23 protein-coding genes are annotated in these 22,920 nt (G+C 63.3%); 8 read left to right on the top strand and 15 right to left on the bottom strand.

The features are described from left to right. Nucleotides 1-14: 14 nt before the first annotated feature. Entirely contained in the window at nucleotides 15-506 is a 492-nt protein-coding gene (gene tsaA / locus IVB22_RS17820; RefSeq protein ID WP_247518616.1) for a tRNA (N6-threonylcarbamoyladenosine(37)-N6)-methyltransferase TrmO, read from the top strand. Nucleotides 507-618: 112 nt separating this feature from the next. Here the strand turns inward: tsaA and IVB22_RS17815 are convergent, their stop codons facing one another. The 4 genes from IVB22_RS17815 to IVB22_RS17800 all read right to left on the bottom strand — a co-directional run bounded on the left by IVB22_RS17815 (nucleotide 619) and on the right by IVB22_RS17800 (nucleotide 3,671). Continuing rightward, nucleotides 619-1,041: an HIT domain-containing protein gene (locus tag IVB22_RS17815; protein ID WP_247518615.1), complete on the bottom strand. Its 423-nt coding sequence runs from the start codon at nucleotides 1,039-1,041 to the stop codon at nucleotides 619-621. Nucleotides 1,042-1,092: 51 nt separating this feature from the next. Further along, nucleotides 1,093-2,331 (bottom strand): GNAT family N-acetyltransferase, encoded by a 1,239-nt coding sequence (locus IVB22_RS17810; RefSeq protein WP_247518614.1) that lies wholly within the window; start codon nucleotides 2,329-2,331, stop codon nucleotides 1,093-1,095. Between the two features lie 106 nt (nucleotides 2,332-2,437). Further along, a complete protein-coding gene (locus IVB22_RS17805; protein WP_247518613.1) occupies nucleotides 2,438-3,190 on the bottom strand; it encodes a glycerophosphodiester phosphodiesterase family protein in 753 nt (250 codons plus the stop codon). A 13-nt stretch (nucleotides 3,191-3,203) separates the two neighbouring features. Then, nucleotides 3,204-3,671, bottom strand: a complete 468-nt coding sequence (locus IVB22_RS17800; RefSeq protein ID WP_171582077.1) for a RidA family protein — start codon at nucleotides 3,669-3,671, stop codon at nucleotides 3,204-3,206. A 253-nt stretch (nucleotides 3,672-3,924) separates the two neighbouring features. On the opposite strand from IVB22_RS17800, the gene IVB22_RS17795 reads away from it, so the two are divergent. Both IVB22_RS17795 and IVB22_RS17790 read left to right on the top strand, forming a co-directional pair. Beyond that, entirely contained in the window at nucleotides 3,925-4,791 is an 867-nt protein-coding gene (locus tag IVB22_RS17795) for a cell envelope integrity EipB family protein (RefSeq protein ID WP_247518612.1), read from the top strand. A gap of 230 nt (nucleotides 4,792-5,021) precedes the next feature. After that, complete coding sequence (locus IVB22_RS17790; RefSeq protein WP_247518611.1) at nucleotides 5,022-5,423, top strand: RidA family protein; 402 nt, start codon at nucleotides 5,022-5,024, stop codon at nucleotides 5,421-5,423. Between the two features lie 115 nt (nucleotides 5,424-5,538). On the opposite strand, the gene IVB22_RS17785 is transcribed toward IVB22_RS17790, so the two are convergent. Further along, nucleotides 5,539-6,864 (bottom strand): DNA polymerase IV, encoded by a 1,326-nt coding sequence (locus tag IVB22_RS17785; protein ID WP_249805256.1) that lies wholly within the window; start codon nucleotides 6,862-6,864, stop codon nucleotides 5,539-5,541. Next, the gene (locus IVB22_RS17780; RefSeq protein ID WP_108517834.1) at nucleotides 6,843-7,142 is read right to left on the bottom strand and encodes a DUF3572 domain-containing protein; all 300 of its coding nucleotides are present in this window, start codon (nucleotides 7,140-7,142) and stop codon (nucleotides 6,843-6,845) included. Before IVB22_RS17780 ends, IVB22_RS17785 begins: the two co-directional genes overlap by 22 nt. Before the next feature lie 233 nt (nucleotides 7,143-7,375). On the opposite strand from IVB22_RS17780, the gene IVB22_RS17775 reads away from it, so the two are divergent. Next, the gene (locus tag IVB22_RS17775) at nucleotides 7,376-7,741 is read left to right on the top strand and encodes a response regulator (protein ID WP_027538546.1); all 366 of its coding nucleotides are present in this window, start codon (nucleotides 7,376-7,378) and stop codon (nucleotides 7,739-7,741) included. 12 nt (nucleotides 7,742-7,753) lie between these two features. Next, nucleotides 7,754-9,127, top strand: coding sequence for a PleD family two-component system response regulator (locus IVB22_RS17770; RefSeq protein WP_247518609.1), 1,374 nt, complete (start codon nucleotides 7,754-7,756; stop codon nucleotides 9,125-9,127). Nucleotides 9,128-9,271: 144 nt separating this feature from the next. Here IVB22_RS17770 and IVB22_RS17765 read toward each other — a convergent pair whose 3' ends face one another. Together IVB22_RS17765 and IVB22_RS17760 are read right to left on the bottom strand one after the other, a co-directional pair. Then, nucleotides 9,272-10,489 (bottom strand): serine hydrolase, encoded by a 1,218-nt coding sequence (locus IVB22_RS17765; RefSeq protein ID WP_247518608.1) that lies wholly within the window; start codon nucleotides 10,487-10,489, stop codon nucleotides 9,272-9,274. Between the two features lie 170 nt (nucleotides 10,490-10,659). Continuing rightward, nucleotides 10,660-11,277, bottom strand: a complete 618-nt coding sequence (locus tag IVB22_RS17760; protein ID WP_374207553.1) for a TetR/AcrR family transcriptional regulator — start codon at nucleotides 11,275-11,277, stop codon at nucleotides 10,660-10,662. 133 nt (nucleotides 11,278-11,410) lie between these two features. On the opposite strand from IVB22_RS17760, the gene IVB22_RS17755 reads away from it, so the two are divergent. After that, nucleotides 11,411-12,643: an MFS transporter gene (locus IVB22_RS17755; RefSeq protein WP_247518607.1), complete on the top strand. Its 1,233-nt coding sequence runs from the start codon at nucleotides 11,411-11,413 to the stop codon at nucleotides 12,641-12,643. Nucleotides 12,644-12,856: 213 nt separating this feature from the next. Here the strand turns inward: IVB22_RS17755 and rpmG are convergent, their stop codons facing one another. The 6 genes from rpmG to topA all read right to left on the bottom strand — a co-directional run bounded on the left by rpmG (nucleotide 12,857) and on the right by topA (nucleotide 21,048). After that, the gene (rpmG, locus tag IVB22_RS17750) at nucleotides 12,857-13,024 is read right to left on the bottom strand and encodes a 50S ribosomal protein L33 (protein ID WP_027537094.1); all 168 of its coding nucleotides are present in this window, start codon (nucleotides 13,022-13,024) and stop codon (nucleotides 12,857-12,859) included. Nucleotides 13,025-13,147: 123 nt separating this feature from the next. Then, nucleotides 13,148-14,473 (bottom strand): LLM class flavin-dependent oxidoreductase, encoded by a 1,326-nt coding sequence (locus IVB22_RS17745; protein WP_247518606.1) that lies wholly within the window; start codon nucleotides 14,471-14,473, stop codon nucleotides 13,148-13,150. 259 nt (nucleotides 14,474-14,732) lie between these two features. Continuing rightward, the gene (locus IVB22_RS17740) at nucleotides 14,733-15,470 is read right to left on the bottom strand and encodes an NUDIX domain-containing protein (protein WP_247518605.1); all 738 of its coding nucleotides are present in this window, start codon (nucleotides 15,468-15,470) and stop codon (nucleotides 14,733-14,735) included. A 41-nt stretch (nucleotides 15,471-15,511) separates the two neighbouring features. Next, nucleotides 15,512-15,946 (bottom strand): DUF983 domain-containing protein, encoded by a 435-nt coding sequence (locus IVB22_RS17735; protein ID WP_247518604.1) that lies wholly within the window; start codon nucleotides 15,944-15,946, stop codon nucleotides 15,512-15,514. After that, a complete protein-coding gene (gene rnr / locus IVB22_RS17730; RefSeq protein WP_247518603.1) occupies nucleotides 15,934-18,276 on the bottom strand; it encodes a ribonuclease R in 2,343 nt (780 codons plus the stop codon). Before rnr ends, IVB22_RS17735 begins: the two co-directional genes overlap by 13 nt. Next, nucleotides 18,277-21,048 (bottom strand): type I DNA topoisomerase, encoded by a 2,772-nt coding sequence (gene topA, locus IVB22_RS17725; RefSeq protein WP_247518602.1) that lies wholly within the window; start codon nucleotides 21,046-21,048, stop codon nucleotides 18,277-18,279. A 342-nt stretch (nucleotides 21,049-21,390) separates the two neighbouring features. On the opposite strand from topA, the gene IVB22_RS17720 reads away from it, so the two are divergent. Continuing rightward, complete coding sequence (locus IVB22_RS17720; RefSeq protein WP_225674022.1) at nucleotides 21,391-21,534, top strand: hypothetical protein; 144 nt, start codon at nucleotides 21,391-21,393, stop codon at nucleotides 21,532-21,534. Nucleotides 21,535-21,548: 14 nt separating this feature from the next. Here the strand turns inward: IVB22_RS17720 and IVB22_RS17715 are convergent, their stop codons facing one another. Beyond that, entirely contained in the window at nucleotides 21,549-22,025 is a 477-nt protein-coding gene (locus IVB22_RS17715) for a helix-turn-helix domain-containing protein (protein WP_247518601.1), read from the bottom strand. A 109-nt stretch (nucleotides 22,026-22,134) separates the two neighbouring features. Here IVB22_RS17715 and IVB22_RS17710 point away from each other — a divergent pair, with 109 nt between their 5' ends. Then, nucleotides 22,135-22,908 (top strand): SDR family oxidoreductase, encoded by a 774-nt coding sequence (locus tag IVB22_RS17710; protein ID WP_247518600.1) that lies wholly within the window; start codon nucleotides 22,135-22,137, stop codon nucleotides 22,906-22,908. Nucleotides 22,909-22,920: the final 12 nt, after the last annotated feature.

Genomic DNA, 22,920 nt, shown 5'->3' with positions numbered 1-22,920 from the left:
AAGAGCATTAGAGAATGGTTCGAGAAAGTGAAGTCCGCGACGGCGAAATCACCGTCGACATGCCGCCGGCTCGCGATGCCGGGCTGGTGTTTATCGGCCGCATCCGCACGCCCTGGAAATCGCGCCTGGAAACCCCGCGGCAGGGCCGCCTGGACGGCCCGGTCTGTCGTCTCGAGATTTTCGATCCCTGGGTGCCCGCGATCAAGGGCGTGGATTTTTACGAGAGTCTCGAAGTGATCTACTGGCTGCACCAGTCGCGTCGCGATCTGGTGCTGCAAAGCCCGAAGAACAACCAGAAAACCCGCGGCACGTTCTCGCTGCGCTCGCCGGTGCGGCCGAATCCGATCGGCACCTCGATCGTGAAGTTCGTCAAGATCGAAGGCAACGTTATCCTCGTGCGCGGCCTCGATTGCCTCGACGAAACGCCGCTGCTCGACGTGAAGCCAGACCGCTGCGAATTCACGCCGCTGGCGCCGCCGCAGCCCGGGGATTTCGAGACGGAGTAGATCCGAGTAGCCCGGATGGAGCGAAGCGAAATCCTGGGCAGGTGTTACAAACGTCGGATACTTTCCCGGATTGCGCTTCGCTCCATCCGGGCTACGACAGTAGGCTTGCAATCTACCCGAGCGCCGCGACCAGTTTGGTCGCGTTGTCCTCCAGCACCTTAATGTCTTCCTTGCGGCTCGCGGGCGGCAGCAGGGCTACGCCATCGTGGCGCGGCATCACGTGCATGTGCAGGTGGAAAACGACTTGCCCGCCAGCGGGCTCGTTGAACTGTTGGACGGTGATGCCGTCGGCCTTGAAGGCCTTCATGGCGGCGGCGGCGATCTTGTGGGCGGCGCGCGCGACGTGGGCATAATCGTCAGGCGTGATGTCGAGAATGTTGCGGGCAGGGGTCTTCGGGATCACCAGCGTGTGGCCCGGCGAACGCGGCATGATGTCGAGGAAGGCCAGCACGTGGTCGTCCTCATAGACCTTGTGGCAGGGAAACTCGCCGCGCAGGATTTTCGCGAAGGGGTTGTTGGTGTCATAGGCGGGCATGGCTTTTTCCCTCAGGGTTTTGCTTCAATCTCACGTCGGCCGCTCAACAGGTCAAGCCTCGTCGGCCGCCTTGCGGAACGGGCCCGCCTCGGTCAGCTCGCGTCCGGCCGCCGCCACGTAGGCGCGCTCGCGCTTCAGATAGTCGGCAATCGCCCTGCGCAGATCGGGATCGGCGATGAAGTGCGCGGAATAGGTGGTTTGCGGCAGGTAGCCGCGCGCCAGCTTGTGCTCGCCCTGCGCGCCGGCTTCCACGATCCTGAGGCCGCGCTGGATCGCGAAGTCGATCGCCTGATAATAGCAGACCTCGAAATGCAGGAAGGGGTGATGCTCGACCGCGCCCCAGTTGCGGCCGAACAGCGTATCCGAGCCGATGAAGTTGATGGCGCCCGCGATCCAGCGGCCGTTGCGTTTGGCCATCACCAGGACCACGTCGCGGCTCATGCTCTCGCCGATCAGCGAGAAGAACTTTCGGGTGAGGTAGGGCCGGCCCCATTTGCGTGAGCCGGTCTCCATGTAGAACGCAAAGAACGCGTCCCACGCGTCCTCGGTGATGTCAGTACCGGTCAGATGGTGGATGGTGATGCCGGCGGCGGTGGCCTCGCGCCGCTCGCGCTTGATCGCCTTACGGTGGCGCGAGTTCAGCGAGGTCAGGAAATCGTCAAAAGTCCCGTAGCCTTCATTGTGCCAGTGAAACTGCTGGTCGTTGCGCTGCAGGAAGCCGTGCTCCCCCAAAAACTTCGCTTCGGCCTCGCGGGCAAAGGTTACATGCACGGAGGAAGCGTTGGTCGCGTTGCAGAGCGCCATCAGTCCGCTCGCCAGCGCGGTTCCGATCCGCTCGCGATCGACGCCGTCGCGGACCAACAGCCGTGGGCCGGTGGCGGGTGTAAACGGCACCGAGGCTTGCAGCTTCGGATAATAGCGCCCGCCGGCACGCTCATAGGCGTCAGCCCAGCCGCGGTCGAAGACGTATTCGCCTTGCGAATGCGATTTCAGATAGCAGGGCACGATGCCGGCGATCTCGCCATCGAGCTTTGCCAGGAGATGTCGCGGCCCCCAACCGGTGCGGGCGCAGGCCGAGCCGGAGGTTTCGGCGGCTGCGAAAAATGCGTGGGAGACGAATGGGTTATAGGGGGGCTTGCAGGAATCGCTTTGAGATCCGCTTGCAGCCAGCGTGTCGAAATTATCGAGGCTGTTCGGATCCAGCTTCGGGTTGGCGCAGGCGTCCCAGTCCGCAGCTTTGATGTCGCTGACGGAGGGGACGGCTTCGAGGGTGATTTCGGGTGACGCCATCTAGAAATTCGGACCGGTCCCATCGTGCGATCAGCCATCGCGCATGGTGGCCAACGCTTCAAAGATCGTGCATCGGGCGGGCGAGTTCAAGGTGGGCGGCTGCGCATCAGGTTCCCGGCAGGAACTCCTCGAAGATCATCTGATCGGCGTAACGGGCGGCCTGCTGGCGTTGCTCGGGCGTGCGCACAGTCCAGCTCAGGAGCGGCAGGCCGAAAATATTGCGGGCGATCCAGGGGGCGGCTGCCGGCAGTTCATCCACCCAATAGGCGACGAAATGCGGCCGGGTGCGGAAGGCGTGGCGCAGATGCGTCATGCCGCGGCGCTGTTCGGCTGACGCTTCCGGCCACTCGTCGGCGGTATATTCGCGCTCCGCCACGATGCCGCGGGCGCGGCCGGGGATCAGTTCGCGCAACGCCACCACCTGGTCCGGATCGAAGGACATGCCGACGGCAGGGCCGTCATACGAGGCCAGCACCTCCGCCATCCGCTTCACCAGCCGGCGGTCGCCGTCGAAGTGGCTTTTGACCTCGATCACCAGCGGCACGCGGCCGGCGACAAGCGAACAGAGATCGCCGAGCGTCATCATGCGCTCCGGCGTATGCTTGAACTTGACAGCCTTCAGTTCCGCCGCGGTCTTGCCGAGCAAAGCGCCGGAACTCTCGGTGAGGCGGCCGAGCGCGTTGTCATGATGCACCATCGCCTCGCCATCCCTGGAAAGCTGGATGTCGCATTCGATGGTGAAGTTGCCGTCGATGGCGGCCTGCGCGGCCGCCGGCATGTTTTCGACGATGCCACGCGCAATATCATGCAGGCCGCGGTGGGCGACCGGCCGTGCCGTCAGCCAGTCCGGCGCGCGCATGAGGAGGCTCCGCTCAGGACACCTCGAAGATGGCGTCGACCTCGACGGCGGCATCGGAGGGCAAGGAGGCGACGCCGACGGTGGTGCGGGCATGCCGGCCCTTGTCGCCGAAGGCGGTGACCATCAGGTCGGAGGTGCCGTTGAGCACCTTGGGTCCGTCGAGGAAATCAGGCGCGGAATTGATGAAGCCGCCGAGCCTGACCACGCGGACCACCTTGTCGAGATCGCCCAGCGCCGCCTTGACTTGGGCCAGCAGGTTGACGCCACAGCCCTGTGCCGCGGCGTAGCCCTGTTCGATGGTGACGCCGGCGCCTAACTTGCCCTTGGCGATCAGCTTGCCTTCCGCATTGGCGCACACCTGGCCGGAGACGAACAGCAAATTGCCTGATCGTACGAAGCCGACGTAATTCGCCATCGGGGTGCGCGGCTCGTTCAGGACGATGCCTTGCGCCGCCAGCTTCTGTTCGACCGTACCCGCCATGTTTTTCTTCCCCGATTGATGTGACTTTCCTGACCCGAGATCAGGCCGCACTGTTTCGCGCATCGCGCCGCCGGTTGCAAGCGACGGCAGATCAGCGGCGCGACGCTGCGGCCAGTGTAAATCGCTCCGTAAAATTGCCGAAAAGCAAGGCTTCCCGGCGTCAAATTCCTGCGTTCCCCAGGCGCCGCCCTAGTTGCGACGCAATGGAGCCATCACTAATGTAGCCGAATCTCCCTCGAGGAAAAAACTGGACATGGCTAGCTCGTTCCCGATTCCGGTCCGTGCTCTGGCGTTCACGGTTGCCGCGACCCTGATATCCGGCTTCGCAAGCGGACCGGCGCTGGCAGCCGCCGGCGGGCCGTTTCTTTCCCATCAGGCGCTGTATGAATTGAAGCTGGTCAAGTCGCGCGGCACCAACGCGATATCGGGTGCGCGCGGGCGCATCCTCTACAATTTCTCGGGCAGCGCCTGCGAGGGCTACACGTCCGAATTTCGCCAGGTGTCGGAACTCGACAGCGGCGAGGGCAAGGTGACGCTGAGCGATCTGCGCTCGCATTCCTGGGAGGACGCCGCCGGCAAAAGCTACCGCTTCAAGATCGACACCCGGATGAACGATGCCGCTTCCGCCCCGATCGACGGCATGGCGGAGCGGGTCGGCGACCGCATCACGGTCAAGCTGAAACAGCCGGTTGCGAAGACGTTCGAACTCGACGGCAAGGTCGTGTTCCCGACCGAGCAGATCCAGCACATCATCGCCGCCGCGCGCGAGGGCAAATCGGTGCTGGAACTGATGGTCTATGACGGCTCCGACAATGGCGAGAAGGTCTACAATACGCTGTCGGTGATCGGGCAGCCGATTCCGGGCACCCGCAGCATTGCCTCGCCCGATCCCTCGACCGCCAACGACCAGATGAAGACGCTGACCCGCTGGCCCGTGACCGTGAGCTATTACGACCGCGACGCCAAGGCAAAAGACGGCGAGCAGACGCCGGTTTACGCGATGTCTTTCGAGCTGTTCGAGAACGGCGTCTCCCGCGCGCTGGTGCTCGACTACAACGACTTCGTGATTGCGGGCGCGATGGGCCGCTTCGACGTCAGGGATTCCAAGCCGTGCAAGTGACGGGCGAAAGCCCGTCATCCCCCGATGCGCAATTGCGCATCTGAGAGCGCGCATTAGCGCGAATCCGGGATCTCGAGCTTCCGGGCTGGTTGTTCGAGCCATCCCTCAGAGCATCTTGCGATTACAATTCAAACCCACGACGCGCCTCGCATCCTGCGAGAACCCATCTGGTCGAGAGCGCCGGACCCGGATACGCTTCGGCCCAACCATGCACCTCAGGGAGGCAAAACATGAGCAAGCTCGAACAACTTCGGCCAAGCGGCCTTCACCACAATCCGGCTTACTCCCACGTCGTCGTAGCGTCAGGGGCGCGCACGATCTATATCGCGGGACAGGTATCCACCGACGACGAGGGACGGGTGGTCGGCGAGGGTGATCTGGCCGCGCAAACGACACAGGTGATGCACAATATCGGCCTGGCGCTGAAAGCCGCCGGTGCGGGGTATGCTGATATCGTGAAGATCACCACCTTCGTCGTTGGCTACAAGCCGGAGCTTCGTCCCATCATCGGCAAGGCGCGCTCGGCGTTCTTTGAAGGCATGGAGCCGCCGGCGAGCACGCTCGTCGGTGTAACGGCGCTTGCGGCCCCTGAATGGCTGATCGAGATTGAGGCCGTGGCCGTCGTCGATTGACGTTTTCGGCGCCCCCAGCGTCATTGCGAGGAGCGCAGCGACGAAGCAATCCATCTCTCCGCTTGTGGCGCGATGGATTGCTTCGCTTCGCTCGCAATGACGAGGAGATAGCGGTTTACTCTTCCTCCTCATCATCCTCTTTGGCCGGCCCCTTATACGCGATGCCCCTGATGACAGCGGCATTGCCGAATTTCTTTCGCAAATCGTCCATCGCGCGCTCGGCATGGGCCGAGCGGCGATCGAGCATGTCGGTATCGTCGGCCTGCGATCCCTCGCGCAGTGCGCTGACGCCAGTGCCTATCAGGCGAAAAGCCGTGCCGTCGATTTCCTTCGCCAGCATTTCGCGCGACACCGCAAAAATCTTGGCGGCGAGCTGCGTCGGTGCCTGGATCGATTGCGAGCGGGTGCGCTGCCTGAAATCCGCGGTCTTCAGCTTCAAGGTGATGGTGAGGCCTGACAGATCGCTGCTTTTCAGCCGCGACGACACTTTCTCCGACAGCCGCCACAGCACCTTTTCCAGCGTTGCAAAATCCTTGATGTCGTTCTCGAACGTGGTCTCGTTGGAGATGGTCTTGGCGCCGCGGTCCGCCACCACGCTGCGGTCGTCGATGCCGCGCGCCAGCCGCCACAGCCTGCGGCCTTCGCCGCCGAACTGCTTCATCAGCTCGACCTCGTCGGCGCGCTGCAGGTCCGCGATGGTGCGAAAACCCCGCTGCACCAGCTTCTCCTGGGTCGCGGGGCCGACGCCATAGATGAAGCCGACCGGCTTGTCCGCGAGCATGTCGCGTGCCTCGATCTGGTCAAGGGCGGCAAAGCCGCGGGGCTTGTCGAGATCGGAGGCGATCTTGGCCAGGAACTTGTTGCAGGACAGGCCGACGGACACCGTGATCCCGATGTCGCGCTCGACGTCGCGGGCAAAGCGCGCCAGCACTTTTGCCGGGATCATGCCATGAACGCGTTGCGTGCCGGCCAGATCCAGGAACGCCTCGTCGATCGACAGCGGTTCCACCAGCGGCGTCAGCGTCTGCATGGCGTGCCGCACCTCGCGGCCGACGCGGACATATTTCGCCATGTCGGGCGGAATCACGGCAGCCTGCGGGCAGAGCGCCAGCGCTTTAAACATCGGCATCGCCGAGCGCACGCCATAGGTGCGCGAAACGTAGCAGGCAGCCGACACCACGCCGCGCTTGCCGCCGCCGATGATCACGGGCTTGTCGGCAAGCTCCGGGTTGTCGCGCTTCTCGACGGTGGCGTAGAACGCGTCGCAATCGATATGCGCCAGCGTCAGCGAGGGCAGCGCTTGATGGCGGACGAGGCGCGGGGAACCGCATCCGCCGCACCGTCTCGCCGTGATATCGAGGTTGCCGAGGCAATCCCGGCAGAAAGCGCGCGGACCGTCCAAGGACACCGCGGGCGCACTCACGGCACGTCGCGCTCCCAGTGCGGGTCGCCCAGCACCTGGCGGGCGGCGGCGATGTTGGTCGGATGCAGTTGCGAGGCGCTCGCAAACGCCTTCACGGTTGCATCGTCCCGCATCACAAAATCCAGCACCGAAGCCAGAAATTGCGGGTCGGCAGCAGCCGTGCGCAGCGTCTCCGGACCGATGCCGCTTTCGGCCAGGAACAGGCCCAGCCTTTCGGGATCGCCGGCAATAAAACTCAGCGCCTGAACTGCAACGATTTCAGCCACTTCGCGGGGGTTGTGAACAGGCTTTTTCAACAGATGGGTTTGCCTTTCCGTTAACTTATGGTGTCTAGTTTGGAACCATCATGCCCGAGTCTGCGGAGTCTGTTCAAGCAAGTGGAAACCACTTCGCAAAAGTTGGCGCATCGGTTTAACGGCTTAGAGCGAAATCTGACGCTAGTTTGAATTCACTTTTCGGCAGCCCGGCGGCGGTACAAGATCGTACTGAAAGGCCGGACCTGTTTCCTGAAGATGAGGGGAGGGACGGGATGGCAAAAACCGTCCTGATCGTGGAGGACAACGAGCTCAACATGAAGCTCTTTCGCGACCTGTTGGAAGCGCACGGCTATCAGACCTCGGGCACCAGCAATGGTTTCGAGGCGCTCGATCTCGTCCGCAAGCTGCGGCCTGACCTGATCCTGATGGATATCCAGCTTCCGCAAGTGTCTGGCCTCGAGGTGACGCGCTGGATCAAGGACGATCCGGAGTTGCGCGCCATTCCGGTAGTTGCCGTCACGGCATTCGCGATGAAAGGCGACGAAGAGCGCATCCGCGAGGGCGGCTGCGAGGCGTATTTGTCCAAACCAATTTCCGTCGGCAAGTTTATCGAAACCGTGCGGCGTTTTATCGGGTAGGAGTGAGTTTCGATGTCTGCGCGTATCCTTGTCGTCGATGACGTTCCAGCGAACGTGAAGCTGCTGGAAGCCCGTCTGTCGGCCGAATATTTCGACGTGTTGACGGCTTCCAACGGTGCTGAGGCGCTCGATCTCTGTTCGCGCTCCGAATGCGACATTATCCTGCTCGACGTCATGATGCCCGACATGGACGGCTTTGAGGTCTGCCGCCGGCTGAAGTCCAATCCGGCCACCCATTTCATTCCCGTCGTGATCGTCACCGCGCTGGACAGCCCGTCCGATCGCGTTCGCGGGCTGGAAGCCGGAGCCGACGATTTTCTCACCAAGCCGGTGTCCGACATCGTTCTGATCGCCCGCGTTCGGTCCCTGACGCGGCTGAAGATGATGACCGATGAGCTGCGGATGCGCGCCATCACCTCGCTCGAGATCGGCATGGAGGCGCCCGAACGCAGCGCGATCGCCGACAAGGGCGTCGGCGGCAGGATCCTTTTGGTGGACGACCGGCCATCGTCCTACGAGCGGCTGGCACCGATCCTTTCTGCCGAGCACACCGTCGACGTCGAAATCAATCCGGCGGAAGCGCTGTTTCACGCCGCCGAGGGCAATTACGATTTGCTGATCGTTTCGCTCGGCCTGGAAAATTACGACGGCCTGCGGCTGTGCAGCCAGGCGCGCTCGCTGGAGCGCACCCGCCAGTTGCCGATCCTCGCCATCTCCGACGCCGACAACAATGCGCGGCTGCTGCGCGGGCTCGAAATCGGCGTCAACGATTATCTCTTGCGTCCCGTCGACAAGAACGAATTGTTGGCGCGCGCGCGCACCCAGATCCGCAAGCGGCGCTATACTGACCATCTGCGCGACAACGTGCAGAACTCGATCGAAATGGCGATCACCGACGCGCTGACGGGCCTGCATAACCGCCGCTACATGGAAAGCCATCTCTCGACGCTGGCCGAGCAGGCCTCGAGCCGCGGCAAGCCGCTCGCGCTGATGATCCTCGACATCGACTTCTTCAAATCCATCAACGACACCTATGGCCACGACGCCGGCGACGACGTGCTGCGCGAATTCGCCGTGCGTATCCGCAAGTCGATCCGCGGCATCGATCTCGCCTGCCGCTACGGCGGCGAAGAGTTTGTGATCGTGATGCCGGAAACCGACCTGACGGTCGCCGGCATGGTCGCCGAGCGCCTGCGCCGCTCGATCGCCGGCGAAACCTTTGCGGTCAACAAGGGCACCAAGCGCATCGACGTCACGATCTCGATCGGGCTGGCGACGCTGGACCACAAGGGCGAGCCGGTCGCCGACGTGCTCAAGCGCGCCGACACGGCGCTCTATCGCGCCAAGCACGACGGACGCAACAGGGTGGTTTCGACGGCGGCGTAAGCTGCTGCTGTCGTCCCTGCGAACGCAGGGACCCATACCGCGTGATCTATCTTTCGGGCTGGGTGGTTGACGCCTTTCGCAACATGGCCGCCGGTGGCTATGGGTCCCTGCGTTCGCAGGGACGACGATGGATCGGTGGTTGCCTCAGTCGACAACCTCGGCGTCTTGCTTCACCGCGTCATGCGCCAGCCGCTTGAACTCGAACGAGAACGGATGAACGAACGCCATCTGGCGCTGCGCCATCATCACGCCGGCCATGTTCTTTTTCGGCGAGATCCACCACTGCGTGCCCGCGACGCCGCCCCAGTAGAGTTCGCCTGAAGCGTCAGGGTGATCGAACGGCGAGGGCTTGAGGATCAATCCGCCGGCGAGGCTGTACGCCTTGCCGGGTTGTTCGCCCATCAACGCAAAGCGGATCCACTGGCCATCCGGCAACTGGTTGGTCATCATCTGCGCAATCGTCTCCGGCTTGAGCAGGGTTTTGCCGCCCGGCAGCAGACTTCGGATCAATGCGACCATATCGGGTAGCGTTGAAACCAGTCCGCCGCCGCCACTGAGCCTTGCGATCGGGCGCAGATAAGCGCCGGGGAAGGGCGAGTTGTCGGTACGGGTGAGGCCTGGCTTCATCGGCTCCATCAGGTCGGCGCCGGCGTAGTACGCAACGAGCCGTCCCTGATCCTTTTCCGGCACGACGAAGCCGGTATCGACCATTCCGAGCGGGCCGAGGATCCGCGACTGAATGAACTTGTCGAAGCTCTGGCCGCTGATGACCTCGACCAGCCGCGACACCACGTCGGTGGCGAGCGAATATTCCCACGATGTGCCGGGATGATAGATCAGCGGCAAGCCGGCCAGCACGTCCACCATGTCAGCCAGCGTCGTCCTCGGATCGTGCACGCCGCGCTCGTTGAGGGCCTTATAGATGGCGGTGCCCGGATCGAAAAAGCCGTAGCTCAGACCGGAGCTGTGGCTCAGGAGCTGACGGATGGTGATCGAGCTCTTCGCCGGCTCCGTGTCATCAAGGGACGTTGCGCCCGGGCGCAGGACTTTTCGATTTCCAAGCTGCGGAATAAACTTTTCGATCGGGTCGTCGAGCCTCAGTTTGCCTTCCTCGAACAGCAGCAGCACCGCGCAGGAGGTGATTAGCTTGGTGTTGGAAAAGACGCGGAAGATGTGGTCGGTCCGGAGCGGCGTCTGTGCTTCTTTGTCGGCCCATCCGACGCAATTCACGTCGACGAGGTCGCGCCCGACCATGACTGCCCAGGAAATGCCCGATAGCAGGTTGTTGTCGATGTAGCGCTGCATCGCCGCCTGTGCCGGTTTGAAGTCGTAACCGTTGGCGGTGACTTTCAGGTCTTCCATGGTCGCTCCCTTTGCCGTCATGTTCTTGCGCGGCTTTGCGGTCGTCCCTGCGAACGCAGGGACCCATAGCCACCAGCGCTAGTTGTGAAGAAGGTAACTACCACATCGCCTAACTGAAAAGCCACGGCGTATGGGTCCCTGCGTTCGCAGGGACGACGGCGGAGAGGGCCTCAAGAGGCCGGCCTTGAATGCCGTTTCTTTGTCGCGCGTTTGTTCGTGGCTATATTTCCACCCACCTTCACCCCCGCATTCCTCAGCAGCACCGTCGCCGCTTCCTTTGCCGCCCGTGCCATCGCGGGATCGTTGCGGACGAGGTCCTGCGCGATCGAGCCGTCGACCAGCAAGGCAAGCTGTGTCGCCAGTGCATCCGCATCGGCGACGCCGAGCTGCACCAGCAGGTCGCGAAACCAGAGGCGGCGGCTTTCCTTGAAGGCGACGGCAACCTTTCGGACCGAGCGGTCTTCGCCGAGTTCGGCGACCGCATTGACGAACGGGCAGCCGCGAAAATCCTTCGCCGAGAAGCGCCGTTCGAGCGAATCGAAGGTGCCGAGAATCTGCTCGACCGGCGACTTGTCGGAAGTCCGCGGCGCCACGAAGCGCCGCGCCAGATAGGCCGTGATCAATGCGTCCTTGGACGGAAAATGATTGTAGAGCGTGCGCTTGCTGATGCCGATTTCGGCGGCGATGGTGTCGACGCCGATCGCGCGAATTCCCTGCAGATAGAACAGCCTATCTGCGGTTTCGAGAATCCGGTCCTTCATGTCAGGTTTGGCGGGCAGGGTAGCCATGCGAATGCGCGGGTCACCTTAGCTTGACAGCAGCAGCCCTATATAGCCTAGTTACACAGGTCTGTGTACCTATTTCAGATATCAATTGCAGAACGCGGCTTTCGAACCGCGGCCGATCGGGAGAATAAAAACAATGGCCCTGCTGCAAATCCTGCGGCCCACGCTTCCCATCCTGATCGGCGCTTCCATCATGCTCACGCTCAGCATGGGATTGCGGCAATCGCTCGGCCTTTTCATGCAGCCGCTGACGCAGGACATCCGGATTTCGGTGTCAGATTTCACGCTGGCGCTCGCGGTGCAAAATCTGGCTTGGGGATTTTTGCAGCCGTTCGCCGGCGCGCTGACGGTGCGCTACGGTTTTCGTGCCATCATGGTGGCGGGTTCGCTGCTCTATGTCGCCGGCCTTGTTCTGATGGCGGGCGCGAACGGTTTTCTCAGCGTCATGATCGGTGGCGGCGTGTTGATTGGCATGTCGCTGGCCTGTACCGCGGCAGCCATCGCAATGTCGGTGGCGGCGCGCGCGGTGCCGGCGTCAGTGCGATCGACCGTGCTAGGCTTGGTGTCGGGCGCGGGATCGCTCGGCGCGCTGCTGTCGGCGCCGATCGGGCAGATGCTCAATGAAGGCTACGGTTGGCGAATGGGGCTCGCAGGCTTTGTGGTGCTGTCGCTCCTGATGATTCCCGCCGCCTGGTATGCGGGCAGGGTGGACAAGATTCCGTTGCCCAAGGCTGCTGACGACGAAATCGGCAACTCTTCGGCCACCGTCGCGACCAAGATCGCGTTCTCCAACGCCTCCTTCGTGGTGATGACCGGCGCCTATTTCGTCTGCGGCATGCAACTCGTGTTTCTCACCACGCATCTGCCGTCGTATCTGGCGATCTGCGGCATGGACCCGATGTTGAGCGCGCAGACGCTCGGCATGATCGGCGGCTTCAACGTGCTCGGCAGCATCTTCTTCGGCTGGGCCGGCGAGCGCTGGAACAAGCTGGCGCTGCTCGGCGGCATCTACATCTTCCGCTCGATTGCGCTCGCCTGGTATTTCACGCTGCCGCCGACGCCGGCGACCACGCTGCTGTTCGGCGCCATCATGGGCTTTCTGTGGATGGGCGTCGGCCCGCTGGTCGCGGGCGCGGTCGCCGAAATGTTCGGCCTGAAATGGCAGGCGATGATCCAGGGACTTGCCTTCATGAGCCACCAGGTCGGCAGCTTCCTTGGCGCCTTCGGCGGCGGGGTGCTGTATGACGCACTCGGCTCCTACACCATGGCGTGGCGGATCGGCGTCGCGCTGGGCCTGGCAGGCGGCATCATCCAGGTCGCATTCGCGCTGATCCGGCCGAGCGGGCCGCCGCAGATGCAGACGGCGTAGTCTGTCCGCCTTTCCCCGGATGCTGCGCAGCACGCCGCTCTTGCGGCGTGGTGCGCTGCTGATCCGGGGTCCATCCTCCTGCACTGGTGGTAGGTCCCGGCTCTGCGGTGCACCGCTGAAGAAGCGCTGCACCGCGTCCGGGACACGAGAGTCCGGAATCAAAACGGGGCCCGAAAGGACCCCGTTCAAATCCGTCAGCGATGCGCTTACGAATTACTTGATCTTCGATTCCTTGAACTCGACGTGCTTGCGCGCGACCGGGTCGTACTTCTTCTTGACCAGCTTGTCGGTCATGGTGCGCGAGTTCTTCTTGGCGACGTAATAGAAGCCGGTATCCGCCGTGGAAACGAGCTTGACCTTGATGGTGACCGCTTTGGCCATGTTCAGAACCTCAAATAGGGGATATCGGGCGCCGGCCAAATCGGCCTGCATTTGCGCGCAACCTAACTTCTGATCGCCCAAAGTCAAGGTTTTCGGGTCAAAAACCGACTTGAATCGGGGTGATTAACCCTCAAAGAACCGGTTTTTCGGCCTCGGCAGCCCCAAATTCTCCCGCAACGTCCGGCCTTCATACTCGGTGCGGAAAATCCCGCGCCTTTGCAGTTCCGGAACGACCTTGTCAACGAAATCGTCCAGCCCCGCGGGCAGGAACGGGAACATGATGTTGAAGCCATCGCTGCCGCGGCTCATCAGCCATTCCTCCATCTGGTCGGCGATGGTTTGCGGTGTGCCGACAAAGGACAGCCCGCCATAGCCGCCGACGCGCTGGGCGAGCTGGCGCACGGTGAGCTTGTCGCGCGCGGCGGCATCGACGAGCCGCTGGCGGCCGCTCTTAGAGGCATTGGTTTCGGGGATCGGCGGCAACTGGCCGTCGGGATCGAAGCCGGAGGCGTCGGTGCCGAGCTGCACCGAGAGCGAGGCGATGGCGCTGTCGTAATGCACCATGCTGTCGAGCTTTGCCCGTTTCTCTTTGGCTTCCTCGACGCTGTCGCCGACCACGACGAAGGCACCGGGCAGGATTTTTAGATGCTCGGGGTTACGGCCGATCTTCTCCATCCGGCCCTTGATGTCGGCATAAAGCTTCTGCCCGTCGGCGAGAGGGCCGCCGCCGGTGAATACGGCTTCCGCCGTTTCCGCGGCAAGCTGCTTGCCGTCATCGGACGCGCCGGCCTGCACGATCAGCGGCCAGCCCTGGACGGGGCGGGCGATGTTGAGCGGCCCGCGAACGGACAGATATTTGCCCTTGTGATTGAGCACGTGCATTTTTGCAGGGTCGAAATAAAGCCCCGCCTCGACATCGCGCACGAAGGCGTCGTCGGCAAAAGAGTCCCAGAGACCGGTGACCACGTCATAGAATTCGCGCGCCCGCTTGTAGCGCTCGGCGTGCTCCATGTGGTCGTCGAGCCCGAAATTGAGCGCGGCATCCGGATTGGAGGTGGTGACGATATTCCAACCCGCACGCCCGCCCGAGATGTGATCGAGCGAAGCAAAACGCCGGGCGACGTGATAGGGCTCGTCGAACGTCGTCGATCCCGTCGCGATCAGGCCGATATGTTCGGTGGCGCCGGCCAGCGCCGACAGCAGCGTGAACGGCTCGAACGAGGTGACGGTGTGGCTGCGCTTGAGCGCATTGACCGGCATGTTCAGCACGGCCAGATGATCGGCCATGAAGAAGGCGTCGAACTTGCCGGCCTCCAGCTTCTGGATCAGCTGCTTGATGCGCGCGAAATTGAAATTGGCATCGGGCCATGCGCCCGGATAGCGCCACGCGCCGGTGTGAATGGAGACCGGCCGCATGAACGCGCCGAGCTTGAGTTGCCGCTGTGCCATTGGCCGATCCGTGCTCGTTATTGTTGGGAAACAGATAGGGAGCCGATCAAGGCAACGCCATCAGGCGGCATCGAGAAGAATTTTGCAATTTAGGGGACTGGGAGAGGATATTTGCCGTGACGTCAATACCGTCATTGCGAGCCAACAGGTCGCGCGAATGCGCGCCCGATGACAGGCTCCGCGAAGCAATCCATTTCTCCGCGGAAGAAAGAATGGATTGCTTCGCTTGGCTCGCAATGACGGGGAGAAAGTGCGGAGGCTACGCCCCCAGCACGTCCTTCTGCATCTTGCCGCCGTAGAAGTGGAAGAACGGCACCGGAGCGTCGTGGCGCAGCGGACCGGTGGCGAGGCGGCGGTCGAGTTCGGCGAGCACGTTCTTGGTCATGGCGTGCGCGTCGGCGAGCGGCTGCGAGCCGATCTCGACCCACACCAGCTCGACGAGTTCGGCGTCGGCGTGGATCACGCCTTCGACGCGATGGGCGATGCTGGAGGCATCAGCAGTGAAGAAGCGCGTGTCGAAGCGACGGACGCGGCCGGGCGGGGTGATCGCGCGCGCGATCAGGAACAGGCTGGACGGATCGGGCAGCAGGCCTGCTTCCGCGAACGGCTTCCAGGCACCGTCGAGCTTCACTGGGTTGTCGACCTTGCGGCCAAGGCAGAGACCGGTTTCCTCGCAAGCCTCGCGGATCGCAGCCACGGCCAGAGCACGGGCGCGCGACGACACGATTTTCGGGCTGCCCTTGAGCAGATTGGCCTCGAGCTCGGCGGAAATCGGAGCGGCGACAGGAATGCGGTTGTCCGACTTGTCGACGCGGCCGCCGGGGAAAACATACTTGCCCGGCATGAACACCACCTTGTCGTGGCGCTTGCCGACCAGCACCTTCGGCTTGTCGCCGGAGCGGTCGATCAGGATCAGCGTGGCTGCATCCTTGGGCCGGAAATAGGGATGGTGATCGGCTTCTTTTTCTTCTTTTACAGCAGTCGCGACGTCGTTCATTCCATCCCCGTTTTTTGGTGCTCTTGTTGCTTCCGGTTTAGCTAGACCGGAGGAATGTCGCCAGGAGCATTCTCGTCAAAGCCGTGCATGCGCAATGCCCATTGGAAGCCGACCACGGCGCCCTTGACCGGCTGCAACAGCAGCAACGACGAAATGAAGGTGAGCGGCAAATAGATCGCCAGTTGCAGCCACACCGCGGGCGAGTAGTTGGTTTCGATCCACAGCGCCGCCGGTACCACGATGTGGCCGACGATGACGATCACGAGATAGGCCGGCAGATCGTCGGCGCGGTGCGGCGAGAAATCGAGCCCGCATACCGAGCAATTGTTGGCGGTCTTCAGGAAAGCACGAAACATCTTGCCTTCGCCGCAGCGCGGACAACGGCAACGAAAGCCGCGCTTCATCGCGGTCCAGAGGTCGCGCTTCTCGGCGTGTCCGATATCCCGGGTCCATGTCGTGGGACTTACCGTTTCCATGACTTGCCTTTCTTCGATTTGCCCGGCTTGGCTTTGCCGGACTTGCTCTTGTGAGGCTTGCGAACCTTGTCGCGCGGGCTGCGGCCCGGATGCGATTTCGACGGCTTTGCCTGTGCTTTCGAGCCGTCGCGTTTTCTGCCGCGCGGAATGATCTGGCCTTCCGACAACAGCTCGAAACGTAACGCACCGGCCACTGGCGCTGCTTCTACCAGACGCACGTCGACAACGTCACCCAGCCGGTGCATGGCACCGCTGCGTGAGCCGACGAGCGCGTGACGCGCCTCGTCGTAATTGTAGTACTCCGTGCCGAGCGTGCGGATCGGGATCAGCCCGTCGGCGCCGGTATCCGAAAGCTTCACAAACAGGCCGGCGCGGGTAACGCCGGAAATACGGCCCTGAAACGTCGCGCCGATGCGGTCGGCGAGGAAATGCGCGATCAACCGATCGGCAGTCTCGCGTTCCGCCTTCATGGCGCGGCGCTCGGTCACCGAAATCTGCGCCGCGACTTCGCTCAGCGTCTCCAGCGTCTCGGTCTCCGGCAAGGCGCCTTCGCCGAGGCCGAGCGCGCGGATCAGCGCGCGATGCACGATCAGGTCCGCGTATCGCCTGATCGGCGACGTGAAATGCGCGTAGCGGCGCAGGTTGAGGCCGAAATGGCCGTAATTTTCCGCCGAATATTCCGCCTGCGCCTGCGAGCGCAGCACCACCTCGTTGACCAGCGGTTCGTAATCCTCGCCGCGAACTTGACCCAGCACGCGGTTGAACAGGGCAGGGCGCAACGCGCCGGTCTTCGCGAACGGCAGGTCGAGTGTCTTCAGGAATTCCTGGAGGTTATGAACCTTCTCCTGCGTCGGCTCGTCGTGCACCCGATAGATAAGCGGCAACGCCTTCTTTTCAAGCATTTCGGCCGCGGCGACGTTGGCGAGGATCATGAATTCCTCGATCAAGCGGTGCGCGTCGAGCCGCTCCGGCACGACGACGCGATCGACGGACCCGTCAGCCTTGAGCAGAATTTTTCGTTCAGGCAAATCGAGATCCAGCGGATCGCGTTCGTCGCGGGCGAGTTTTACCAGCGCATAGGCTGTGTAGAGCGGTTTCAGGATCGGCTCCAGCAGCGGGCCGGTGGTATCGTCGGGCCGCCCGTCGATGGCTGCCTGCGCCTGCGCGTAATGCAGCTTGGCGGCCGAGCGCATCAGCACGCGATGGAAGCTGTGCGAGCGCTTGCGGCCGTCAGGGCCGATCACCATCCGCACCGCGAGCGCGCCGCGCGGTTCACCCGGCACCAGCGAACAGAGATCGTTGGAGATGCGCTCGGGCAGCATCGGCACGACGCGGTCAGGGAAATAGACCGAGTTGCCGCGCGTCAGCGCGTCGCGGTCGAGCGCCGAGCTCGGCCGCACATAGAAGGCGACATCGGCGATGGCGACATGGACGATGTAGCCGCCCCTGTTGTTTGGGTCGGGATCGGGGGCGGCATGCACCGCGTCGTCATGATCCTTGGCGTCGGGCGGATCGATGGTGACGAGCGGCAGGTCGCGCCAGTCCTCGCGGCCTTTCAAATTCGCAGGCTGCGCTTCCTCAGCCTCGCGCACGGCGGACGGCGAGAACGCTTGCGGGATTTCGTGGGCGTGGATCGCGATCAGGCTGATCGCTTTCTCGCTCGACAGCGAGCCCAGCCGCTCCCTCACCTTGCCGGAGGCGAGGCCATAGCCGCGCGCGCGCACGAGATCGACGCTGACGAGATCACCGTCCTCGGCGCCGCCGGTATCCGACGGCGCGATGTTCAATTCGCGCCCGGCCTGCTTCTTGTCGACGGGAACGAGCCTGCCGCCGCCACCCGGCGCTTTCCGGAAGATGCCGAGCAGGCGCGTGCGCGCGTGATCGAGCACCTTGATGACGCGGCCGCGATAAAGCGCGCCGTCGCCCTCATCCAGCTTCTCGATGCGCATCAGCGCGCGGTCGCCGACACCGGCTGCGGTTCCCGGCTGCGGCCGGCGCGGAACGTGAATGCGGATTTTTGGCGCGGGACCGTTTTCCTCGGTGTCCCACTCGGTGGGAGTGGCGAGCAATTCGCCGTCGGTGTCGCGGCCGGTGATGTCGGCGACCACGGTCGGGGGCAGTGTGGCGGGCTCGTGGATCTTCCGTCCGCGCTTGGCGACGGTGCCTTCGTCGGCGAGTTCGCGCAGAATGCGCTTCAGCTCGACGCGGTCGGCATTCTTCAGGCCGAACTCGCGGGCGATTTCCCGCGTGCCGATCTTGCCTGGATTCGCACGGACAAAGGCGACGATGGCGTCCCGGCTTGGAAAACCATTGTCGTGTTTTCTCTTCACTTATCCCCGGGCCTTGCCCGCGCTCTTCTTCGCAGGCGTTTTGGGTGCAGTGGCGGGCTTCGCCGCCGATGTCTTGGCGGCGGATGCGACCGGCGCGCGCGCCTTGCTGATGGCTTCCGATTTCGGCTTCGCCGCGGCTTTCTTCGCCGCCGCCTTCTTGGCGGGCTTAGGCGCGTCGGGATCGGCAGCTTTTGCTGCAGCCTTCTTCGGCGCGGCTTTCTTCGCTGCAGCCTTCTTGGCGCCGCGCTTCGGCTTGCCGCCGCCCTTGGCGGCGCGCTCGTCGATCAGCGCAATGGCCTCGGCGAGCGTGATGGTGTCGGGCGTCTTGTCGCTCGGGATCGTGGCGTTGACGCCGCCGGCCGTGACGTACGCGCCATAGCGGCCGTTCTTGACAGCGACGCCGCCAAGGCTGGGATGCTCGCCCAGCGGCTTACCGGGATCGGCGCCGAAGCGGCGGCCGCTCGGGCCTTTTGCGATCTTCTCCGCGATCAGCGTCACCGCGCGATTGAGGCCGATGTCGAACACCTCATCGCCAGCCTCCAGGCTCGCATAGGTCTTTTCGTGGCGCACGAACGGGCCGAAGCGGCCGAGGCCGGCGGTGATTGGTTCGCCGGTTTCGGGATGCTTGCCGATCTCCCGCGGCAACGACAGCAGCTTCAATGCCAGTTCGAGTTCCATGTCGCCGGGCGACATGTTCTTCGGGATGCCGGCGCGCTTGGGCTTCTCGCCTTCGGCATAATCCTTCTGCTCGCCGAGCTGGATGTAGGGGCCGAAACGTCCGGCCTTCACCGTCACATCGAGATCGGTTTCCGGGTCCTTGCCGAGGACGCGGTCGGCGCTGGCCTCGCTGTCGGCGGCGAGTGGGCGGGTGTAGCGGCATTCCGGATAGTTCGAGCAGCCAACGAAGGCGCCGAATTTGCCTGCCTTCAAATTGAGCTTGCCGGTGCCACAGGTCGGACACTGCCTGACGTCGCCGCCATCGCCGCGCGGCGGATAGATGTGCGGCCCCAGCATGTCGTCGAGCGCATCCAGCACTTCGGAGACACGCAGATCCTTGATGTCGCTGACCGCGCCGGCGAAGCCGACCCAAAAATCCTTCAGCACCTGCTGCCAGGAAATCTCGTTGTTGGAGATGCGGTCAAGTTGCTCTTCCAATGCGGCGGTGAAGTCGTACTCCACATAGCGCGCGAAGAAATTCTCCAGGAACGCGACCACGACGCGGCCCTTGTCCTCGCCATGCAACCGCTTCTTTTCCAGCTTGACGTAGCCGCGGTCTTTGAGGACCTGCAGGATCGAGGCATAAGTCGAGGGACGGCCGATGCCGAGTTCTTCCATCCGCTTGACCAGCGACGCTTCCGAGAAGCGCGGCGGCGGTTCGGTGAAGTGTTGCGTCACGGCGAGATCCTGCCGCTTCAGCGCTTCGCCTGCGCTCATGGCGGGGAGGCGGCGCGAATCCTCGTCGTCGCCGTCGTCGTCCTTGCCTTCCTGATAGAGCGCGAGGAAGCCGTCGAACTTGATGACCTGGCCCGAGGCGCGCAGATCCAGCACGCGGGAGCCGGCTTTCGCCGCTATATCCACGGTGGTGCGTTCGAGTTCGGCCGATTCCATCTGGCTCGCGATGGTGCGGATCCAGATCAGTTCATAGAGCTTGGCCTGATCGGTATCGAGGCGGCGGCGCATCTCGGTGGGACGGCGCGACAGATCGGTCGGGCGGATCGCTTCATGCGCTTCCTGCGCGTTCTTGGCCTTGGTCTGGTACTGGCGCGGCGCATCCGGCACATAGGCGTTGCCGTAATCCTCGCCGATCACCTTGCGGGCCTGCGTGATCGCGGAGCCGTCGATCTGCACGCCGTCGGTTCGCATATAGGTGATGAGGCCGGTGGTCTCGCCGCCGATGTCGATACCTTCATAGAGCCGCTGCGCGATCCGCATGGTGTGCGCCGGCGCAAAGCCGAGCTTGCGGCTGGCTTCCTGCTGCAGCGTCGAGGTGGTGAAGGGCGCCTGCGGATTGCGGCGCGCGGGCTTTGCTTCCACGGTCGTAACCGTGAAGTTCGCCGCTTCAATGGCCTTCTTGAGGTCTTCGGCCTCGGCGCCGGAGCCGATGTCGAGACGCTGGATCTTCTTGCCGTCGGCGCCGACGAGGCGGGCCTCGAACGTGTCACCGCGCGGTGTCGTTAGCGTCGCGACCAGCGACCAGTATTCGCGGGGAACGAATTTTTCGATCTCGAGTTCGCGGTCGCAGACCAGCCGCAGCGCGACCGACTGCACGCGGCCGGCCGAGCGCGCGCCCGGCAGCTTGCGCCACAGCACCGGCGAGAGCGTGAAGCCGACCAGATAGTCCAGCGCGCGGCGCGCCATATAGGCGTCGACCAGCGCGCCGTCGATCTGCCGCGGCGCCTTCATCGCATCGGTCACCGCCTGCTTGGTGATGGCGTTGAACACTACGCGCTCGATCTTCTGATCTTTCAGCGCGCGCTTCTCCTTCATCACCTCCAGCACGTGCCAGGAGATCGCTTCGCCCTCGCGATCAGGGTCGGTTGCGAGAATCAGGCGGTCGGCGCCCTTCAGCGCCTTGGCGATATCGTTGAGTCGGCCGGCCGCTTTGGGATCGACTTCCCAGATCATCTGAAAATTCGCGTCCGGATCGACGGAACCATTCTTGGCGGGGAGGTCGCGAACATGGCCGAACGAGGCCAGAACCTCGTAGGAGGCGCCCAAATACTTGTTGATAGTCTTGGCTTTCGCCGGCGACTCCACGATGACGATATTCATGTCATTCCAATGGCTTACGGGAAAAGATAAAGGTGGGTTCCGCGAGACTCGCGGCCTACCGATTGGACCCGAACATGGGTGGTGAGGCGGCCCCTGTCAAATCCGCAGTAAGGGAGCGGGGGACCTTTGGCTTCGACTTTATATCCACAAAGGTACGAAATGCTGCCTAGAGTTGCGCCACCAAAGGGGTTATTTCTGGGCAATACTTTGTGTTGTTAGGATGCAAGTTTTTTGAGCAAGGCTGGAGGCGGCCGGAAGCGGAAAGCTTCAGGCAAGCGTCGGGGTTCGCCACCCGAGGAACGTACCGCTGAACGAGGTGAGGAGGGCGGCCCGGACGAGGCCGTGGCCTTCATTGCAGAGACCGTTGCCGAACTGGTCAAGCTGGCGGAGCGCCACCGGCTCGAGGTGCTCAGCCATTTGCTCGGCATGGCGCAGCTCGAGGCCGAAGAGCGCCTGCGCACCCGGAGCAAACACAAGCTGTCGTGAGTCGCGCGGCTTCGTTACGCCGTAGCGCGCTTGCCCTGCTTTCCCGCCGGTCGCCGCTTTAGCGCGGTATCGCCCGCACTCAGCGGCCGTCCATCCTGCGAATAGAGTTCGAGTTTGCGGACCGGCTTACCCTTTTCCTTGTCGACGAGAATGGTGGCGATCTCTTCCGGGCGCTCGTCGAATTCCTCGCTCCATTGCCGCAAGGCGACCAGAATCGGAAAGACGCCGCGCCCCTTCGGCGTCAGCAGATATTCCTGGTATGCGCTGCCGTCGGAGGCGGGCGCGGTCTTCAGGATGCCCTGATCGACCAGCGCGCGCAGCCGAACCGTCAGGATGTTCTTGGCGAGCCCCAATCTCTTCTGGAATTCACTGAAGCGGCTGGTTCCGATCAGGGCTTCGCGAATGAGCAGCATCGACCACCAGTCGCCGATCGCATCCAGCGAGCGCGCGATCGGGCAACCGTCGCGTTCGAAGCTCGTTCGCTTCACCATGGCAAGCTCCCATCGTTCGACAGCAATCACGGCCTTGTGTGGTTGCACTATTAAACCAGATGCCCTAGGTAGGCAATCTAGTTTAATGATGCAACCATTAGAGGTGGCCATGAGGCTCGCGAACAAGACGGCATTGATCACGGGGGGCAACAGCGGCATCGGGCTCGCAACCGCAAGGGTGTTCGTGGCCGAGGGTGCCAGGGTCGTCATAACAGGGCGAAATCAGGCAACGCTCGATGCAGCCGCCAAGGAGCTGGGTCCAAGCGCATTCGCGGTGGTCGCCGACGCCACGGACATCGCCGCCACCGAAGCCGCGATCGGAAAGGGGGCCGACAAGTTCGGCAAATACGACATCCTGTTCGCCAATGCTGGTATCGCGGGCGGTACGCCGCTTGGCGCCACCGCGCGCGAGGCGTTTGAAAAGGTCATCAGCACCAATCTCACCGGCGTGTTCTTCACCGTGCAATCGGCACTGCCGCATCTCAATGACAATGCCTCGATCATTCTCAACGGCTCTGTCATCTCCGTGCTCGGCATTCCCGGCTATTCGGCCTATGGCGCGGCGAAGGCCGGCGTACGGGCGATGGCGCGGATCATGGCGTCGGAACTGTCGCCGCGCGGCATCCGCGTCAATGTCGTGGCGCCCGGCGCGACCCGCACGCCGATCTGGGGCCCGGCGGTCGCTACGCCAGAGGCCGAAAAGGCCTTTGAAAAGCGCATCGCGCTCTCGACGCCGCTCGGCCGCATCGGCGAACCCGATCATATCTCGAAGACGGTGCTGTTCCTCGCCTCGGACGATTCGGCACATGTGCAGGGCCAGGAATTGTTCGTCGATGGCGGTGCCACGGCCTCTCCGAGCGGCGCACCGATCTATCGGGGCTAGGGCTCGGCCGGC

It is taken from the genome of Bradyrhizobium sp. 190 (assembly GCF_023073415.1).
Classification (GTDB): Bacteria; Pseudomonadota; Alphaproteobacteria; order Rhizobiales; family Xanthobacteraceae; genus Bradyrhizobium.
The sequence above is the reverse complement of the archived record's forward strand: the minus strand, read 5'-3'. Positions and strand labels throughout refer to the sequence as shown.

Bases quoted from the DNA above. Each gene is read 5' to 3' on its own strand.
- tsaA (WP_247518616.1), top strand. From the start codon at position 15: ATGGTTCGAGAAAGTGAAGTCCGCGACGGCGAAATCACCGTCGACATG.
- IVB22_RS17815 (WP_247518615.1), bottom strand. From the start codon at position 1,041: ATGCCCGCCTATGACACCAACAACCCCTTCGCGAAAATCCTGCGCGGC.
- IVB22_RS17810 (WP_247518614.1), bottom strand. From the start codon at position 2,331: ATGGCGTCACCCGAAATCACCCTCGAAGCCGTCCCCTCCGTCAGCGAC.
- IVB22_RS17805 (WP_247518613.1), bottom strand. From the start codon at position 3,190: ATGCGCGCGCCGGACTGGCTGACGGCACGGCCGGTCGCCCACCGCGGC.
- IVB22_RS17800 (WP_171582077.1), bottom strand. From the start codon at position 3,671: ATGGCGGGTACGGTCGAACAGAAGCTGGCGGCGCAAGGCATCGTCCTG.
- IVB22_RS17795 (WP_247518612.1), top strand. From the start codon at position 3,925: ATGGCTAGCTCGTTCCCGATTCCGGTCCGTGCTCTGGCGTTCACGGTT.
- IVB22_RS17790 (WP_247518611.1), top strand. From the start codon at position 5,022: ATGAGCAAGCTCGAACAACTTCGGCCAAGCGGCCTTCACCACAATCCG.
- IVB22_RS17775 (WP_027538546.1), top strand. From the start codon at position 7,376: ATGGCAAAAACCGTCCTGATCGTGGAGGACAACGAGCTCAACATGAAG.
- IVB22_RS17770 (WP_247518609.1), top strand. From the start codon at position 7,754: ATGTCTGCGCGTATCCTTGTCGTCGATGACGTTCCAGCGAACGTGAAG.
- IVB22_RS17765 (WP_247518608.1), bottom strand. From the start codon at position 10,489: ATGGAAGACCTGAAAGTCACCGCCAACGGTTACGACTTCAAACCGGCA.
- IVB22_RS17760 (WP_374207553.1), bottom strand. From the start codon at position 11,277: ATGGCTACCCTGCCCGCCAAACCTGACATGAAGGACCGGATTCTCGAA.
- IVB22_RS17755 (WP_247518607.1), top strand. From the start codon at position 11,411: ATGGCCCTGCTGCAAATCCTGCGGCCCACGCTTCCCATCCTGATCGGC.
- rpmG (WP_027537094.1), bottom strand. From the start codon at position 13,024: ATGGCCAAAGCGGTCACCATCAAGGTCAAGCTCGTTTCCACGGCGGAT.
- IVB22_RS17745 (WP_247518606.1), bottom strand. From the start codon at position 14,473: ATGGCACAGCGGCAACTCAAGCTCGGCGCGTTCATGCGGCCGGTCTCC.
- IVB22_RS17740 (WP_247518605.1), bottom strand. From the start codon at position 15,470: ATGAACGACGTCGCGACTGCTGTAAAAGAAGAAAAAGAAGCCGATCAC.
- IVB22_RS17735 (WP_247518604.1), bottom strand. From the start codon at position 15,946: ATGGAAACGGTAAGTCCCACGACATGGACCCGGGATATCGGACACGCC.
- topA (WP_247518602.1), bottom strand. From the start codon at position 21,048: ATGAATATCGTCATCGTGGAGTCGCCGGCGAAAGCCAAGACTATCAAC.
- IVB22_RS17715 (WP_247518601.1), bottom strand. From the start codon at position 22,025: ATGGTGAAGCGAACGAGCTTCGAACGCGACGGTTGCCCGATCGCGCGC.
- IVB22_RS17710 (WP_247518600.1), top strand. From the start codon at position 22,135: ATGAGGCTCGCGAACAAGACGGCATTGATCACGGGGGGCAACAGCGGC.